This is a genomic window from Snodgrassella sp. W8132, from assembly GCF_016100865.1.
Taxonomy (GTDB): domain Bacteria; phylum Pseudomonadota; class Gammaproteobacteria; order Burkholderiales; family Neisseriaceae; genus Snodgrassella; species Snodgrassella alvi.
In genome coordinates this window covers 1,276,998-1,293,659 of sequence record NZ_JACFRQ010000001.1, presented here as the reverse complement: position 1 = coordinate 1,293,659, position 16,662 = coordinate 1,276,998, and the positions used below count along the sequence as shown (strand labels likewise).

The following is a 16,662-nucleotide window of genomic DNA, read 5'->3' as shown; positions in this document are numbered from 1 at the left end:
TTTAATATTTCTCCCTGCTGATGTTGCGGCGAGCTGTTTGTATTTGACGAGCCAGCCAAAGTGCCAGTGCGGCACCGATGAGATCGGCCATTGCATCCATTATATCGCCCTCACGTTTAGTGAACAGCGCCTGAATGATTTCGCTGGAAGCAGCCCAGGTAATGGCAGTTATAATTAACAGGCGTAGCGGAATTGTGATGCCGGCACTGAAGCAGGATTTGGACAGGAACCAGAATTGGCCGAAAAATAAGCCAAAGTGACAGATTTTATCAAATTGCGGAATAGGTACCGGATTACCGCTTGCTTTGAAGAATAAAAAATACAGGCTGGCCAGAAACCAGATGACGGCAAGGAACAGCCATTTATTCATGCATGATGATTTCATAATGAGTCTGTTTCAATAAGCCATTGCTGACACAGGGTAGCCAGACGGTTAAATTTACTGCCGCGCTGTTGAAACAATTGTTGCCATAATTTTACTGTATGTACATCTGGTGCTTCATCAAGGCTGCATTCGTTGAGCCAGAAATCTAAAATTTCAGCGCATTCACCGGCAGAAGCTGTTTGAAAAAGTTCGGTTATAGCTTGCATGAATCAATGGTAATAATATGCTGTTAATGATAAAAACGGACTGAGTAACAGTCCGTTTTATGTTTACTCAGTTTCCAGTACGGCTGTAGTATAAACGTTCTGAACATCATCAAGATCTTCAAGTGCGTCTAGTAAACGCTGCATTTTTTCAGCTTCTGCTCCTTGCAGAACGGTTTCATTAACTGCACGCATGGTTACCTCGCCATCGGCCGCGTGCAAACCCGCTGCTTCCAGTGCTTCTTTAACACTGCTGTACTGATAGGGTTCGGTGATGACTTCTTTAGAACCATCTTCCTGTACGATAACGTCTTCAGCACCTGCTTCGAGAGCAGCCTCCATCAGAGTATCTTCATCCACTTCCGGGCTGAAGAGTAAATAGCCCTGATGAACGAACTGAAAGGCTACTGAGCCGTCTGTACCAAGATTGCCGCCATGTTTGGTGAAGGCATGACGTACATCGGCTACGGTACGGGTTTTATTGTCGGTCAGGCAGTCTACCATTACTGCTGCTCCGCCAATGCCATAACCTTCGTAACGCAGTTCTACATATTCGACACCTTCAAGATTACCTGTACCTTTATCTATTGCCCGCTGAATATTATCTTTGGGCATGTTGGCATCAGTGGCTTTATCCATTGCCAGACGCAGGCGTGGATTGGCATTCGGATCGCCACCGCCCAGACGGGCTGCAATGGTAATTTCTTTAATCAGGCGGGTGAAGATTTTGCCGCGTTTGGCATCCTGACGACCTTTACGATGCTGGATATTGGCCCACTTACTATGTCCTGCCATTTTAAATTCCTTATTGCTGTGTTGATTTTACGTACCAAAACAATGCCAAAGCTGAGCGCTTTGGCAAGTTTTAATACCATCAAATAATTGAAATATGGTATTAATTTTACCATATTGCTCTTTTATTGAGTAGATTCTATCCGGATAGTATAAACGGCGGGTAATCTGGATTACTGTTTGCCTGCTGAGGTTTGCCAGTATTTAAGCCATGCCTCGCAGCCGGCATGGATAATGGTGCAGGTTTCTGTAAAATTACCGCTGAAATAAGGGTCTGGTACGTAGTCATATTCGCTGTCTGGTAATAAATCGGTAATTTTGTAGACTTTATCCGGACGGCTACACCCAAAAATACGGGATAAGTCCTGCAGGTTTTTATCATCCATAGCAATAATATGATCGTAAATGGCAATATCCTCCGGCCTTACTTCACTACTTTGAAAATCATTAGTACTGATTTGTTTTGCGTGCAGAATTTCTTTGGTTCCTGAGTGCATGTCTTCACCATTGTGCCAGCCGGAAGTACCGGCACTGGCAATTTCAATCTGTTCACTCAGACCTTTTTTTGTTACCAGGTCGCGCAGAATGTATTCTGCCATGGGAGAACGGCAGATATTACCCAGACAGACAAATAATACTTTAGTTGCAGCCATCAGTGACTCCGTGGAAAAAGTGGGTTATGCCCGACCATATTGATAGATTGGGCATAATTAGGCAATTGGGCTTGTACACTGATTGGTTCATGTAATAGGCGAATATTTTCAACATGGCACTCAGCCAGCAGATCAATGAAATTTTGTATTATGCTGTCAATGTTGTCTGTCTGTGTCAGCGGCCAGCGGAAAATTTGTGGCTGAAGTTCAAATACACTGTCGGTAGCATTGAAACCAAATAATATATTGCCGCCTTCCTGAGCAGCAATAACTACACCAACCCGCGGACTTTGCAGGCGAATCGACCGGATAGCATTAGTCGTAAAGACATCACAGGCCATTCGCAGACGCATGGCACTGCCAGAGCGTAAGGCGTTTAATGGTGATTGTGGCGCAAGCGGGTTGATAAACAGCGTAGCACCGGCTGTAGCCAGATGAGTTTGCCAGACTTGCATGAGCGGCAGGGCATTATCTGCCAGATTGCAGTTAAGGGCAGACTGAATGTCTGGTCCGGAAAAGCCAAGGGCATAAAAAACCTGTACTGATTGTCCGCTTTCAACTATCAGTGGTGTTTTAGGTAACTGACCGAGAAGATCTGCAGCCATCTGTTGGTTTTGTTTAGCAGCATACCATTGACTGGCTTTGATATGGGTCAGGGTAGTATCACTTACAAGATGTGATGCCCAGTGAATTTTATTCCATTCATCAGACCATGGACGGTTTTTGAAGATTTCAGTGATGGCTTCTGCGGGTATGCTGTCTGGCAGAGAGATATTTTCTTTAGCACCACCTACTATTATCACGGGCAAGGCCAGCCATTGTACTTCTGTCTGATTACGTGCTTGTAATACAGTTTCCATACTGTTCCACAGTGCATTGTAAATATCACTATTGGCCGCCATAGCCAGTGCTACAGAAAGGTTGGTATAGTGATTTTGTGCCAGCATACGGCTGATTTCAGTTTGCAGGCTCTCACGGGCAAGGGTAGTTTGTGCTTTTGATGTAGGTGTCACTAGACTGGCTGCATGCAGCAGCAGTTCGTTTTTAACCTGATCGGTAGGAAATGCGCGGGTATCAGGCAAACAATGATGGGTGTTCATGATGTTGATCGGTTTTATTTAGTAGACTTAGTAAATATTCTATTGTAACAAATTAGCTTTGTCTGAAATGTATATACTGATATTTGTCTGATATTTTGTGCTTGCAGCAAAAGCTGTACAACAAGCAAACATATGACTATCCGGCTTGAAACTGAAATGTGCTGCCCATATTTTAAATTAACAACAATCATATATTTGGGCTTTTGAGAAAATTATGAAACAGACACACAGTTTTCAGACTGAAGTAAAACAGTTGTTACAGTTGATGATTCATTCTTTATACAGCAATAAAGAAATCTTTTTGCGGGAACTGATTTCCAATGCTGCCGATGCGTGCGATAAATTGCGCTTTGATTCTCTGAATGATGCTTCTTTGCTGGGAGATGATGCAGAATTCAGGATTAAGGTTACTGCTGATGCAGAAGCTAAAACCATTACTGTATCTGATAATGGTATCGGTATGACTGAAGCCGATATTATTGATCATCTGGGAACCATTGCTAAATCCGGTACCAAAGCATTTCTGGAAAAACTGACTGGCGACGATAAAAAAGATGCCAATCTTATCGGGCAGTTTGGTGTAGGTTTTTATTCTGCATTTATCGTGGCTGATAAGGTAACTGTTGAAAGCCGCAGGGCAGGTGCTGCAGAAAATCAAGCTGTACGCTGGGTGAGTGCAGGAGACGGCGAATTTACTGTTGAACCGATTAGTAAGTCTGCCCGTGGTACAGATGTAATTCTGCATCTTAAAGATGATGAAAAAGATTTGTTGTCTGACTGGACTCTGCGCCGGATTGTAACGACTTATAGTGATCATATTTCTGTGCCGATTTATATGAAGAAAGCGCCTGAATATGATGAAGAAGGTAATGTAAAAGTTTCAGATGAGCTGGAAGTGGTTAATCAGGCTCAGGCTTTATGGCAGCGGCCGAAAAATGAAATTACCGATGAGCAGTACCAGACTTTCTATCGTCATGTATCACACGATTATGATGATGCTTTAGCGTGGACACATTTCCGTGTGGAAGGACGGCATGAATACACCGGATTGCTGTACATTCCGAAACATGCACCATTTGATTTATATGAGCGTGAACCCAAGCATGGTGTACAGTTATATGTAAAACGTGTATTCATTATGGATGATGCGAAAAAGCTGATGCCTTCTTATCTGCGTTTTATTCGCGGAGTGATCGACAGCAGCGATTTGCCTTTGAATGTATCCCGTGAAATTTTGCAGGAAAGCCGTGATCTGGATGCAATTCGCTCTGGCAGTGTTAAAAAAGTGTTGTCTCTTTTAGAAGATCTGAAGAAAAATCAGCCGGAAAAATATACAGAATTCTGGCAGGTATTCGGTAATACACTGAAAGAAGGTATTGCTGAAGATTTCACTAATAAAGACAAAATAGCCGGTTTATGCCGGTTTGCCTCTACGCATAATGATAGTAGTGAGCAAAATGTTACTCTGGCTGATTATATTGGCCGGATGAAAGAGGGGCAGGAAAAAATTTACTATATTACTGCTGATAGTTATGCTGCTGCTAAAAATAGCCCGCATCTGGAAATTTTCCTGAAAAAAGGTGTTGAGGTATTGCTGCTGACTGATCGTGTGGATGAGTGGGTGGTTAATAGTTTATCTGAATTTGATGGCAAGGGTTTGGTAAGTGTAGCCAAGGGTTCACTGGACTTAGGTAATCTGGCTGATGAGGAGGAAAAAGCAGCCCAGGCTAAAACAGAAGAAGACAATAAGGAACTGGTAGAGCAAATTAAAACTGCTCTGGGTGATAAAGTTGACGCTGTTCGTGCCACTGCCCGTTTAACAGAAAGTCCGGCATGTCTGGTTGTTGGTGAGCATGATATGAGCCAGCATCTGGCAAGAATGCTGGAAGCTTCCGGTGCAGCCGGTCAAATTCCGCAGACCAAACCAACACTGGAAATTAATCCGGATCATCCTTTGATTAAAAAAATTGCTTCTGAACAGGACGAAGTACAGCGCAATGAACTGGCTGAGCTGGTATATGATCAGGCTTTGCTGGCTGAAGGCGGTAAACTGGAAAATCCGGCGGCATTTGTAAAACGCATGAATCATTTATTGCTGACACTAAATCAGTAATATTGTTTTTATCAGACCAAAAGAGCTGCTTTCATATAAGCAGCTCTTTCAATTCATTTATAAAAATTTCAAACAAAATGTTCAAATTTTCTTAAAAATAATTATTTATATTATAATTAACAGCTTTTTGTAAAAAATGAAGTTTTTTGGTTTTAGCATACTTATAAATTATTTATGGATAATAATAGTATTTAAAAACCATGTGATTCTTCCGATATGGCACTTAGTGAAGCATAGCTGTTTGGATTTAAGTTTTATGAAGAGAATGGATTACCTAAATTTAAACCCACTGAGCAGTTTCAGAAAAATTATAATAATTTACCGTGTGAATAAAAGTTTAAGTTAAATAGAAATATATTGGCATTTTTAGTCCATGGTATTTTTTATATTTAGCTATGTGGCGTAAAGCTATTTCAATGACATTCTGTTTAATGGTGCTTTATTTTATTATAGTGATGTTTATTCCGTTTAAACCTTCTACTGGTATCAGTGTGGGCGATTTTTCAGCCAGAATGTTTTTTTGGATTCCGGGTTAATTTTCTTATGACTTACATAAAGTAAAAAATCAAAAACTTTCAATATTTTTGAAGGATTATATTAAATAATTTAATAATCTAAACAATATCTAATTTCTAAAATGACTATTTACTGAATCTCAGTAAATAGTCATTTTATTATCAATCTGAAAATATATTTTTTAATATATAAATTTTTATGTGGCTCAGATTTTTCCAGTCTGATATTACAAATGGCATTCTATCAATTTAACAACAGCATCAATGCCAGCGGGCATTGATGCTGTGAGGGTATATACACTTAGTATTTATTTGTACTTTTTATGGTATATCTGAATAAAATATGCCAGAATTAAAAATGCCAGAAAAGGCACGCCAAATAATAAAGTAGCATGGAATATCGGGGTAAACCATGTGGTGATCATGATGCTGATGATTGCCAATAAACCGGCTATAGTGACAAATGGAAAACCGGGTACACGAAATTTCAGTTTTAGCTGCATCCGTTGCATCCGGATGCGAAAACACAGATGTGTCAAAAATACAGCCCCCCAGCTAAATAATGCACCAAACATAGACAAAGCTATCATAACTGGAAAAGCCGTTTCCGGATTTAAAATATAAACCAGTGCGGCGACAGCGATACCGGCAGAGGATAAAGCCAGTGCATTCAGTGGTACGCCATTACTTTTTACTTTACCGAATATTTGTGGTGCTTCGTTAGCACGAGACAGACTGAACATCATACGAGTGGCAATATAGAGCATACTGTTCATGGCTGAAAGTGCAGCAACAATGACAATAAAGTTCAGAATACTGTCGGCAAATGGTATACCTACATTTTTCATTACGCTGACAAACGGGCTGGTGCTTCCTTCTTTAATTAATTCCTGCCACGGTACCAGCATGACAATCAGACTGAGTGCAAGCAGATAAAATATCAATAGCCTTGCAAAAGTTCCTTTAAACGCGGTTTTAACTGCCTGTTCAGGATTGGTGGCTTCACCTGCGGCTATAGCGATCATTTCAATACCGAGATAGCTGAATATGGAAATAATAACACCGGTCCAGATACCGGAAAATCCATGCGGAGCAAAGCCGCCGCTAAACATGTTTTGTTCAATTCTGCTGATACTGCTTTGCGTTAGTAATACACTGATGGCCAGTACAATAAATACGATAATGGCAAAAATTTTAATGGTGGAAAACCAGTATTCAACTGAACCGAAAGCTTTGACACTATAGGCATTAACGCCGATCAGGCAGCATGAAAACAGTGCAATCCATATCCATGAATCAACCTGTGGAAACCAGAATTTCATGTATTCAGCAATGGCAGTAACTTCTGTACCCACAGCCAGAACAATACAGGCCCAGTAACTGTAACGAACCAGAAAACCAGCCAGAGGATGCAGATAAAATTCTGCATAAGCACCAAAAGAACCCGAAGTAGGGTGTTGCACAGTCATTTCTGCCAGACATCCCATTAAAGCCAGTGCAATCATGCCGCCCAGTGCATAACTGATGATAACAGCAGGGCCGGCAAAGCCAATGGCAAATTTGCTGCCCAGAAATAAGCCGGTTCCTATTGCTCCGCCAATGGCAATCATGCTCATCTGACCGGCGGATAGCTTTTTGTGTAATCCTGTTTCCCGAGACTGAATACGCTCGAAATTACCCATCGTTTTTCCTTAAGATGAGAAGCATAAGCCGAGCAGAATATTCATGCCCGGCCTGTACCTGTGTGGATTAAAGAAATGCAAATCAGGTTACCTGTCCGCGCGTGTGAAACTGTGGCTGTGCCCACTCCTCATTAATTAATACCTGTTTCAGATGCTGAACAGCATGCCAGATATCGGTATAACTCAGATACAATGGTGTGACACCCAGGCGAATCACTTCCGGTTCGCGATAATCTCCGATTACACCGCGGGCAATCAGAGCCTGAACTATGGCATAACCATGAGGGTGACGCAGGCTGACATGGCTGCCACGGTGAGCATGTTCACGCGGTGTAATCAGTGTTAAGTTATGTCCGGCACATTCCTGCTCAGTAAGGGCAATCAGTAAATCAGTTAGTTGCAGAGATTTGTGCCGTAATGACTGCATATCTGTTTGCAAAAAGATATCTACGCCGCTTTCTATCAGGCTCATAGATACAATTGGCTGTGTACCGCATAAATAACGACGGATATTGTCTGCGGGTGTATAGCTTTCAGCCATATCAAACGGCCGCGCATGACCCCACCAGCCGGATAATGGCTGGCTGAATGCAGTCTGATAACGCTCATTTACCCACAGCATAGCAGGTGCGCCGGGACCGCCGTTCAAATATTTGTAAGTACAACCAATAGCAAAATCACTGTTGCTGGCATTCAGATCAATAGGTACAGCACCGATTGAATGACACAAATCCCAGATAAGTAATGCACCATGCGAATGTACCAGTGCATTGATTTCTTCCATGTCGTGCAGGTAACCGGTACGATAGTTAACATGAGATAACACTACAACAGCAGTGTTTTCATTAATACGGGCGGGCAGATCTGCCGGTGTATCTATTAGATGAAGCTGATAACCCTGATTAATCAGAGCCATGAAACCTTCAATCATATAAATATCGGTAGGGAAAGAATCACGCTCAGCGATAATGATTTTACGGTTATTGTCATTATTCTGCTGGATATGGATGGCTGAGGCCAATACTTTAAACAGATTCAGACTGGTTGTATCGGTAACAACGGTCTCATTTTCCTGAGCACCAATCAGCTGACCGACTTTATTGCCTAGTCGTACCGGTAAATCCCACCAGCCGGCTTTATTCCAGCTATTAATCAGATCGGTACCCCATTGCTGATTAATTACTGCTTGAGCATTTTCTGCAGCTTTTCTGGGTTTCGCACCCAAAGAGTTACCATCCAGATATATAACCCCTTGTGGTAATTCAAACTGATTTTTTAGGGGAGCCAGAATATCGGCGGCATCCCATTGCTGACATTGTTCTAGTGTAATCATTTTGTGCCGGTTAAATTTCAAAATGAATAGTGTACTGAATTGTTGCCAGTTATGGCGAATAAAATTTAAATTAATTTATCCGAATATTTATCTTAATCAATCTGTGTCAAGATAGATAAATATTATTACTGCTCTAAGCTGTATAAAACCAATATTAAATATTATTCTGTTTTATTCTGCTGGCTGCCGATTTTAAATATTTGTGCCACTATGCCCATTATCAGGATGATGGCCGCCAGTATGCTGGTATATATTACTTCATATTTATAGGTTCCTTCGATAATCATAATAATAATCGAAGCAATAATCAGCCCGATAACCAGATAAGTCAGCCATGGAAAGCACCACATTTTAAATGTCAGTGTCTGCCCTTGTTTTTCCAGTTTTTTTCGCAGAAATAATTGTGAGCAGCTGATAGCGAGATAAACATACAGGGCAATCGTACCGGTAGCAGTCATCAGTACATCGTAAACATCCATTTTGGCGGTAGCGGTGAGATACACTGCAAATAGGGTAAAGACACAGGAAATAAGCACGCCAATTTGCGGACTGCCATTTTTCGAGGTATAGGACATGATCCGATGAGCATCACCGCGTTTTGCCAATGAATATAACATGCGCGAACAGGTATACAGAGCTGAATTAAAACAGCTTAAAACTGAAGTAAGGACAACAAAGTTGACGATATGACGTGCCTGAGGAATTCCCAGTGAGGTTAATACTACACTGTATGTTCCCCATGTGGCATCATTCAGCCGTGGGTCGTTATACGGAATCAGACAAACGGTAATAAAAATCGAACCTACATAAAACAGGATGATGCGCCAGACGACAGATTTTGTGGCTTTACGAATTTCTGTAGCCGGATGGTTGGATTCTGCAGCAGCAACAGTAACGATTTCAGCACCAATATAGGCAAACATAACACCCAGCAATGCTGTTACCACAGATGATGATCCTTTAGGCATGAATCCCTGATCAGTTAAGTGTGTCCAGCCTTTTGCATCTGCCTGACCCCACGGCCATAAATAGATAATAGCCAGACTGCCTACAATCAGAAACAATACAATGGCGACTACTTTGATTAAAGCAAACCAGAATTCAAATTCTCCGTAATTTTTAACATCCATCAGATTGATAACAACCAGAGCTACGGTTACTGCCAGCATATAGCTCCAGATGGGAAATATTGGAAACCAGTTATTAAGAATTTTACCGGCTACATAGGCTTCCCAGCCCATGAGCAATGCCCAGAAAAACCAGTATAACCAGCCAATGCTGAAACCTGCCCAGCGGCCGATAGCAGTATCGGCATATGTGGAAAAAGAACCGCTATCCGGATGCGCTACAGCCATTTCTCCTAACATGCGCATAATCAGCATGACCAGAAGACCGCCGGCACCATAGGCAAGAATGGCTGCGGGTCCTGTATGGTAAATTACAGAGCCGGAGCCAATAAATAAAGCCCCTCCGATCACGCCGGCAATAGAAATCATAGTCAGATGGCGTGATTTAAGTCCGTTTTTCAGTGTGGATGATGTGCTCAAATTAATTCTCCTTTGGAAAGAGTAATATCAGACTGAAACACCTTTAGCTGGCTGAATTCAGTCAACAATGTCCCATCCTGATTTATGCAGTGCATTCAGGATTTTTATAATTGTGAAGAAAGCGGCAGCGAAGCAGATTATGGCTGCCGCGGATTCAGGAATTACTGGTCAATGCCGGCAAGAAGTACATATTTAATTTCAACGTAATCTTCTATACCGTATTTAGAACCTTCCCGACCAAGACCGGATTGCTTGACGCCGCCAAAAGGTGCTGCTTCGTTTGACAGCAGTCCTGTATTGATGGCTACCATGCCATAATCCAGATTTTCGCTGACGCGTACTATTCTGCCGATATCACGACTGTAGAAATAACTGGCCAGCCCGAATTCGGTGTCATTAGCCCAGCTGACAACTTCGTCTTCGCTTTCAAAACGAAATACCGGCGCCAGCGGACCGAAAGTTTCCTCACGGGCAACTTTCATGTCCTGAGTAACATTTTTCAGTAATGTAGGTTGGAAGAATAATTCACCGTGATTATCTGCGGTTCCGCCGGTAACGATTTCCGCCCCTTTGCCAATAGCATCAGTAATATGTTCCTGAACTTTGTTAACCGCACCTGCATCTATTAATGGTCCGACAGTTACGCCCTGATCCAGTCCGTTGCCTATTTTCAGTTTGGCAATGGCCTGAGCCAGTTTATCCACGAATTCATCATATACAGCACTCTGTACATACAACCGGTTGGCACATACGCAGGTCTGGCCGGCATTGCGGAATTTGGAAATCATCGCACCTTCTACGGCTGCATCGATATCAGCATCATTGAAGACGATAAATGGTGCATTACCACCTAGTTCCATAGATACTTTTTTTACTGTATCGGCGCACTGAGCAATCAGTTTACGACCTACTTCTGTAGAACCGGTAAAACTGAATTTTTTTACCCGATCGTCTTCAGTTAATACTTTGCCGATTTCACTGGAGCTGCCGGTAATGACATTGACTACTCCGGGCGGGATGCCGGCACGCTGTGCCAGCTCAGCAATGGCCAGTGCAGATAATGGTGTTTGCGAGGCCGGACGAATAACAAAAGTACAGCCGGCAGCCAGAGCCGGAGCAATCTTGCGGGTAATCATCGCATTCGGAAAGTTCCACGGCGTAATGGCTGCACATACGCCGATTGGCTGCTTAAGTACCATAATCCGTTTGTCGTTTGACGGCGCGGGTATGGTGTCACCATAAATACGCTTGGCTTCTTCTGAATACCATTCCAGATAAGATGCACCATAGGCAATTTCACCTTTAGCCTCAGCCAGCGGCTTCCCCTGTTCTGAAGTCAGGATAATGCCTAGATCTTCCTGATGCTGCATCATTAGCTCAAACCAGCGGCGCAGAAGATTACTGCGTTCTTTAGCTGATTTGGCTTGCCATGGTTTCAATGCTGCATGTGCTGCTGCCACAGCACGTTCAGCTTCTGCTGTACCCATGCGGGGCACGTCTGCCAGATTGTTTCCGGTAGCCGGATTGATAACTGAAATAACTGCGCCATTATCGGCGTTCAGCCATTGTCCATTTATATAGCACTGGGTTTTTAATAATGCAGAATCATGCAATTGCATAGTTTTTTCCTAAAAAAACTGAAACAGACATGACAGGCTGCCGGCAAATATTCTACCGGAGCAGCCTGCAGACAATGAATATTATTGAGCCTGACGCAGGGCAGTTTCAAGTATATTCAATGCTTCATCAAATACATGATCTTCAATAGTAAGCGGATAGAGACAACGAATTACGTTGTAATACTGTCCGCAGGTCAGAATCATCAGACCGTTTTCCAGCGCCAGTTGCTGTACTTTTTTGGTTCGTTCAGCATCTGGTTCTGAGGTGCCGGGTTTAACTAATTCAATAGCGACCATAGAGCCCGGTCCGCGTACTTCTGCAATAGACGGAATAACTTCTTTTAAATTGTTAAAGCGTTCTTTCAATCTGTTACCCAGAATATTGGCGCGCTCGCACAGTTTTTCTTCTTCGATAACATCAATAACTGCATCAGCAGCAGCCAGTCCCAGCGGACTGCCGGCGTAAGTGCCGCCCAGGCCGCCTACTACAGGAGCATTCATGATGGCTTCTTTGCCTACTACACCGGAAAGCGGAAAACCGCCAGCCAGAGATTTGGCAATGGTCATTAAATCTGGCTGTACGCTGGTCAGTTCGGTAGCAAACATTTTTCCGCTACGGGCAAAGCCGGACTGAATTTCATCAAAAATCAGCACGATTCCGTGTTCATCCGCCAGCTGGCGTAAGGCACGCAGAAATTCATTTGGTGTAACATTAAAGCCGCCTTCACCCTGAACTACTTCGATAATGATAGCAGCAACATCGCTGGGCGCCAGATGGCATTTGAAAATATTATGAAGACCGTGCAATGCATCTTCAATGCTAACGCCATGCAGTGCATTCGGATAAGGTGCATGTACGATATCAGCAGGGAACGGCCCGAAATCTACTTTATAGGGTGCGATTTTGCCGGTTAAAGCCATAGTGAGATTGGTACGGCCATGAAAGGCACCGTTAAATGCAATCACACCACGTCTTTTGGTATAGGCACGGGCAATTTTAATGGCATTTTCAACAGCTTCAGCACCAGAAGTAACAAACATTGTGCGCTTGTCGCCGGCAATAGGTGCTCTGGCATTAATTTTTTCGGCAACCTTAGCATACAGCTCATATGGAACAGTATTAAAACAGGTATGCGAAAATTTCTGCAACTGATCAGCTACTGCTTTTTGTACTTTGGGATGCAGATGACCAGTATTCAGAACGCCGATACCTCCGGCAAAGTCAATATAACGTTTACCTTCAGGAGTCCAGAACTCAGCATTTTTAGCGTGATCAATATAAAAATCGCACATGAAACCGACGCCACGAGGGGCTGCGGCCAGTTGACGCTGACGAACATTGCTTGTTTGACTCATAATATTTTCTCCAATAAAGTGCAGACCGGCCTAAGCAGGTTTTTACTAATATCAACGGTATGATATGTGTTCTGACAATATAATTAACTGACTGAATATATCAGTCTTATAATTGATTGGTTTATTCGGTTAAATTACGGGATTAAATTTATACTGTCAATCTGGATAAATATTCTGCTAACGTAGAATATTGAAAAAAATTCAATAAGAATGAAATTAAATGTTTTTATAATTGGTATTATTAGCAATTAATATTAATTATAAATATTATTTTATGAATTAATTGCTTAATTTATGCGTATATTCTTAATTGCTGAGCGTCTGCAGGCAGGCAAATAAAGTGCTGCCTTATTTGATTATTGATTTCAATGATGTATAGATGTCAGTGTTAATTAAAAAGGCTAAACCGGTTGGGTTTAGCCTGATAGATATTGGGGTCGTGTAGTGTTATTCAGTTGAAACTAATCAATACTGCTGTTAAGAAACTATTTTGGTATGGACTGGTTTAGCAATAATGAGACAGAAAATAAATAAAACAGATACCATTGCAAGTGCAATCGCATAAATCATATGGTAGCCGAAGTTGGCAGAAATTACGTCCTGTAACAAACCAAGCAGAATAGTACTGTATAAAGGCAATTGTTAAACAAATTAGAAATTAAATAGTTCAATTGGGAAGCTGATCCTGAAAATACAAGATACAGACATTGGCACACTTGATTAATTTTAATTTTTATTGAACATGTTGAAGTAAGTTTGGTTAACGAAACAACTATTGTAACTCCCACTCTTTTTTGATGGCTTCAATTGATGGATTAGACTTTATTTTACCATTTACAAATACCAGCGGTGGAGCCATTGTTCTGACATATTGATATCTTTTAATCATCTGATTTATTTCTCTTTCTGACATAATGTTTTTCTGTCTGAAATTGTAACTATTAGTTCGGGTCGCAGGAATATTCTGTTTATTTAGTTCTGTGACCAGATAATCAGCAACCTTTGCCTGCTGTGACGGACAATTGACTGGAGCCACAATGACAATTCCCTTACTTTCGGGAAGATTATCTGATATATCCAGAAAACCATATTGATCTGTTCTGGATTTGATATCCTGAACAAATATTTTTTTTTCTTGTATGCTTTTATGCCATTGATAACCCGCAAAACACAGGGCACAGGATGCTACTACTGTTAGAATGATTCTTTTCATTAATCTTCCTCTTTTTGAAATTATCCGGCTATTTACAAATGTATATGCTTAATATCAAAGTAGAGCCAAGCAAAAATAAAGTACGGGTTTATCAATTGGTTTTGTATTATGAAGATTGTAAACTTTCCTTGTTTTATTCGCAATATTTTGTATATTAATGTTAATTAAAAAAACAATTTGTTAAATTTAAATAGGCTTTTTATCACTGAATGATGGAGAATTTGTTTTTCTTTCTAAATTGTCTGAGTAATTCAGAGAAGCTCCTATTATTCTTTTGATAATAAGGTTACCGCTGCATCAATATCTGTATCATTGAAAACAATAGATGGGACTTTCCCCAAGTTCTATAGAAATTTTTTTACTGAAATGCTTATTGCGCAATGAGTTTTGCTCTAACTTCGTTTTTAAAGTATTCCGGGCGGCTGTTACTGCACGTACAGCTTCTGTGGTAACCATTTTAGGATTATCAGCCAGTTTTTCACCGATTGCAGGATTGGATACGAGTATGATTTTTTATCATCAGCATTTAACCATTCACCATCAACTTAGCACTGGGTTTTGAATAATTTAGAATCATACAATTGCGTTTTATTTTCCCTGAAATATGACTATTTAAACGTTTACAACTGTTAAACGATAATATGATTGTGTCGGATAGTTTAGGAAAAATATTTGTTTGTTAATGCGGATTTCTGGCGGTATGAATTTATTTATTACTACAGTGCTTTACTGATGTTGATAATAGATGTTTTAAGATAAGCCTATAGTCAGTTTTAGAACCTTGTTAGAACGGTGATTACGGTGCCGATCAGTGATTAACCTTTGAGGGCAATTTAATTGTTGAAGGCGGTGGCTGAATAATCAGGCACAAGATGAAAGATAAAATTACCATGGCTAAAGAAATGGTATAGATACTCTGATGTCCGAAGTTGGCCGAAATTACGCCCTGCAACATACCGGCCAGAATAATACTGCAAGAAATACAGTTATTAAACAATGTAGAAGCAACACCCGTACGTTTAGGTAATAAATCCTGGAAATAAATCAGACCGATACTGGCTATTATGCCGATAAATAAACCATTAAAGAATTGTAAACCAATCAGCATCCATTCGTTTTGGGTAGAAACCATACCGATATAAAATATGATGCCGCAAATGACTGCAAAACAAATCAGATTTTTATTACCAAAGCGCGGTACCAGCATGCTGGCAATCAGCATAGCGGGAATTTCAATGGCAGCAGCTATGCCCATCAAATGTCCGGGTAGTGAAGGTGAACCGGGCAGAATATCATCAATATATAAAGGCATATCAATCAAATACATCATATTGGCTGTACCCATACTGATTGAAGCGATAAACAGCAAAATGACATTAGGATTATTGAAAATCTTTTCTTTTGGCTCTTGTTTTTTAGTAACAGATGCCGGACGTTTTATGACAGGAAAGTACAGAAAAACGATCAGCATGGCTACAAAAAACATAGCTGCCGCACTCAGATACATAATGGTAAATCCGTAATTCACGGCTAATGCAAATGATAATGGCGGACCGATTACCCAGGCCAGTGATAATTGCGCCCGTAAAATGCCATTGAAAACGACAACGTTGCGGCCGGTTTTATCTGTATATTCACGTGCAGATGCAAAAATTTGCGGCATAGCTGCAGAGGTAAAAGCTGAAAAAAATATGCCTACGGTAACGAGGATAAAGTATTGGCGCGAAAATGCAAATGTAATGCAATTTCCTATGCCCATCAGACAACAAAATAGAATAATATTCCGTCGAACGCCTTTATTATCTGAATATTGTGCCAGCAGAAAGCTGACGACAATGCCGGCAACGGCATTGATTGAGTAAAACAAACCTACCTGATATGGATTAACCTTCACATCTTCGGCAAGATAACGGCTGAGTGTCGGTGCCTGCAATGCACCGGCAATACCAATAATAAATGCGGCAACCAGAAAAGAACCCAGAATAATATAAGCCTTTTGTTTTATCGCAAGGTTTTCTTCCATAACTGACTTTTCTATTCTGAAAAGAAAGAGTTATATCATAATTCATGGTTATAGGTATTTAAAACTCTTAATAAAAATATCATATTTTTTCTAATAAAGTACATAAGTTATTGTTAATTTGTTAATTA

At 41.1% G+C, this 16,662-nt stretch carries 13 protein-coding genes; 1 reads left to right on the top strand and 12 read right to left on the bottom strand.

Annotation, left to right across the window (positions count from 1 at the left end; all coding sequences use genetic code 11):
- Window position 1 precedes the first annotated feature (1 nt).
- The 5 genes from H3U82_RS05750 to H3U82_RS05730 all read right to left on the bottom strand — a co-directional run bounded on the left by H3U82_RS05750 (window position 2) and on the right by H3U82_RS05730 (window position 3,133).
- The gene (locus tag H3U82_RS05750; protein ID WP_198209607.1) at window positions 2-370 is read right to left on the bottom strand and encodes a VanZ family protein; all 369 of its coding nucleotides are present in this window, start codon (window positions 368-370) and stop codon (window positions 2-4) included.
- Between the two features lie 11 nt (window positions 371-381).
- Window positions 382-591 (bottom strand): hypothetical protein, encoded by a 210-nt coding sequence (locus tag H3U82_RS05745; protein ID WP_025330322.1) that lies wholly within the window; start codon window positions 589-591, stop codon window positions 382-384.
- A 63-nt stretch (window positions 592-654) separates the two neighbouring features.
- Entirely contained in the window at window positions 655-1,383 is a 729-nt protein-coding gene (locus H3U82_RS05740; RefSeq protein ID WP_025330323.1) for a YebC/PmpR family DNA-binding transcriptional regulator, read from the bottom strand.
- 170 nt (window positions 1,384-1,553) lie between these two features.
- Window positions 1,554-2,033, bottom strand: coding sequence for a low molecular weight protein-tyrosine-phosphatase (locus tag H3U82_RS05735; RefSeq protein ID WP_025330324.1), 480 nt, complete (start codon window positions 2,031-2,033; stop codon window positions 1,554-1,556).
- Entirely contained in the window at window positions 2,033-3,133 is a 1,101-nt protein-coding gene (locus tag H3U82_RS05730) for a conjugal transfer protein (protein ID WP_198209605.1), read from the bottom strand. The genes H3U82_RS05735 and H3U82_RS05730 overlap by 1 nt, the downstream gene beginning before the upstream one ends.
- A 214-nt stretch (window positions 3,134-3,347) precedes the next feature.
- Here H3U82_RS05730 and htpG point away from each other — a divergent pair, with 214 nt between their 5' ends.
- Window positions 3,348-5,246: a molecular chaperone HtpG gene (gene htpG, locus H3U82_RS05725; RefSeq protein WP_198206676.1), complete on the top strand. Its 1,899-nt coding sequence runs from the start codon at window positions 3,348-3,350 to the stop codon at window positions 5,244-5,246.
- A gap of 823 nt (window positions 5,247-6,069) precedes the next feature.
- Here htpG and H3U82_RS05720 read toward each other — a convergent pair.
- The 7 genes from H3U82_RS05720 to H3U82_RS05690 form a co-directional block, all read right to left on the bottom strand.
- Entirely contained in the window at window positions 6,070-7,443 is a 1,374-nt protein-coding gene (locus H3U82_RS05720; RefSeq protein ID WP_084586555.1) for an amino acid permease, read from the bottom strand.
- Window positions 7,444-7,525: 82 nt separating this feature from the next.
- On the bottom strand, window positions 7,526-8,776 hold the full coding sequence (gene kynU, locus H3U82_RS05715) for a kynureninase (protein WP_078474310.1): 1,251 nt from the start codon (window positions 8,774-8,776) through the stop codon (window positions 7,526-7,528).
- 161 nt (window positions 8,777-8,937) lie between these two features.
- On the bottom strand, window positions 8,938-10,323 hold the full coding sequence (locus tag H3U82_RS05710; RefSeq protein WP_232336111.1) for an amino acid permease: 1,386 nt from the start codon (window positions 10,321-10,323) through the stop codon (window positions 8,938-8,940).
- A gap of 161 nt (window positions 10,324-10,484) precedes the next feature.
- The gene (locus H3U82_RS05705; RefSeq protein WP_174829951.1) at window positions 10,485-11,942 is read right to left on the bottom strand and encodes an NAD-dependent succinate-semialdehyde dehydrogenase; all 1,458 of its coding nucleotides are present in this window, start codon (window positions 11,940-11,942) and stop codon (window positions 10,485-10,487) included.
- An 81-nt stretch (window positions 11,943-12,023) separates the two neighbouring features.
- Window positions 12,024-13,298, bottom strand: coding sequence for a 4-aminobutyrate--2-oxoglutarate transaminase (gene gabT / locus H3U82_RS05700; RefSeq protein WP_198209603.1), 1,275 nt, complete (start codon window positions 13,296-13,298; stop codon window positions 12,024-12,026).
- Between the two features lie 772 nt (window positions 13,299-14,070).
- Window positions 14,071-14,511, bottom strand: coding sequence for a hypothetical protein (locus H3U82_RS05695; RefSeq protein WP_110414056.1), 441 nt, complete (start codon window positions 14,509-14,511; stop codon window positions 14,071-14,073).
- 808 nt (window positions 14,512-15,319) lie between these two features.
- Window positions 15,320-16,534, bottom strand: a complete 1,215-nt coding sequence (locus H3U82_RS05690) for a sugar efflux transporter (protein WP_198209601.1) — start codon at window positions 16,532-16,534, stop codon at window positions 15,320-15,322.
- Window positions 16,535-16,662 lie beyond the last annotated feature (128 nt).

Excerpts from the sequence above, each read along its gene's own strand:
- H3U82_RS05750 (WP_198209607.1), bottom strand. The coding sequence starts at position 370 with ATGAATAAATGGCTGTTCCTTGCCGTCATCTGGTTTCTGGCCAGCCTG.
- H3U82_RS05745 (WP_025330322.1), bottom strand. The coding sequence starts at position 591 with ATGCAAGCTATAACCGAACTTTTTCAAACAGCTTCTGCCGGTGAATGC.
- H3U82_RS05740 (WP_025330323.1), bottom strand. The coding sequence starts at position 1,383 with ATGGCAGGACATAGTAAGTGGGCCAATATCCAGCATCGTAAAGGTCGT.
- H3U82_RS05735 (WP_025330324.1), bottom strand. The coding sequence starts at position 2,033 with ATGGCTGCAACTAAAGTATTATTTGTCTGTCTGGGTAATATCTGCCGT.
- H3U82_RS05730 (WP_198209605.1), bottom strand. The coding sequence starts at position 3,133 with ATGAACACCCATCATTGTTTGCCTGATACCCGCGCATTTCCTACCGAT.
- htpG (WP_198206676.1), top strand. The coding sequence starts at position 3,348 with ATGAAACAGACACACAGTTTTCAGACTGAAGTAAAACAGTTGTTACAG.
- H3U82_RS05720 (WP_084586555.1), bottom strand. The coding sequence starts at position 7,443 with ATGGGTAATTTCGAGCGTATTCAGTCTCGGGAAACAGGATTACACAAA.
- kynU (WP_078474310.1), bottom strand. The coding sequence starts at position 8,776 with ATGATTACACTAGAACAATGTCAGCAATGGGATGCCGCCGATATTCTG.
- H3U82_RS05705 (WP_174829951.1), bottom strand. The coding sequence starts at position 11,942 with ATGCAATTGCATGATTCTGCATTATTAAAAACCCAGTGCTATATAAAT.
- gabT (WP_198209603.1), bottom strand. The coding sequence starts at position 13,298 with ATGAGTCAAACAAGCAATGTTCGTCAGCGTCAACTGGCCGCAGCCCCT.
- H3U82_RS05695 (WP_110414056.1), bottom strand. The coding sequence starts at position 14,511 with ATGAAAAGAATCATTCTAACAGTAGTAGCATCCTGTGCCCTGTGTTTT.
- H3U82_RS05690 (WP_198209601.1), bottom strand. The coding sequence starts at position 16,534 with ATGGAAGAAAACCTTGCGATAAAACAAAAGGCTTATATTATTCTGGGT.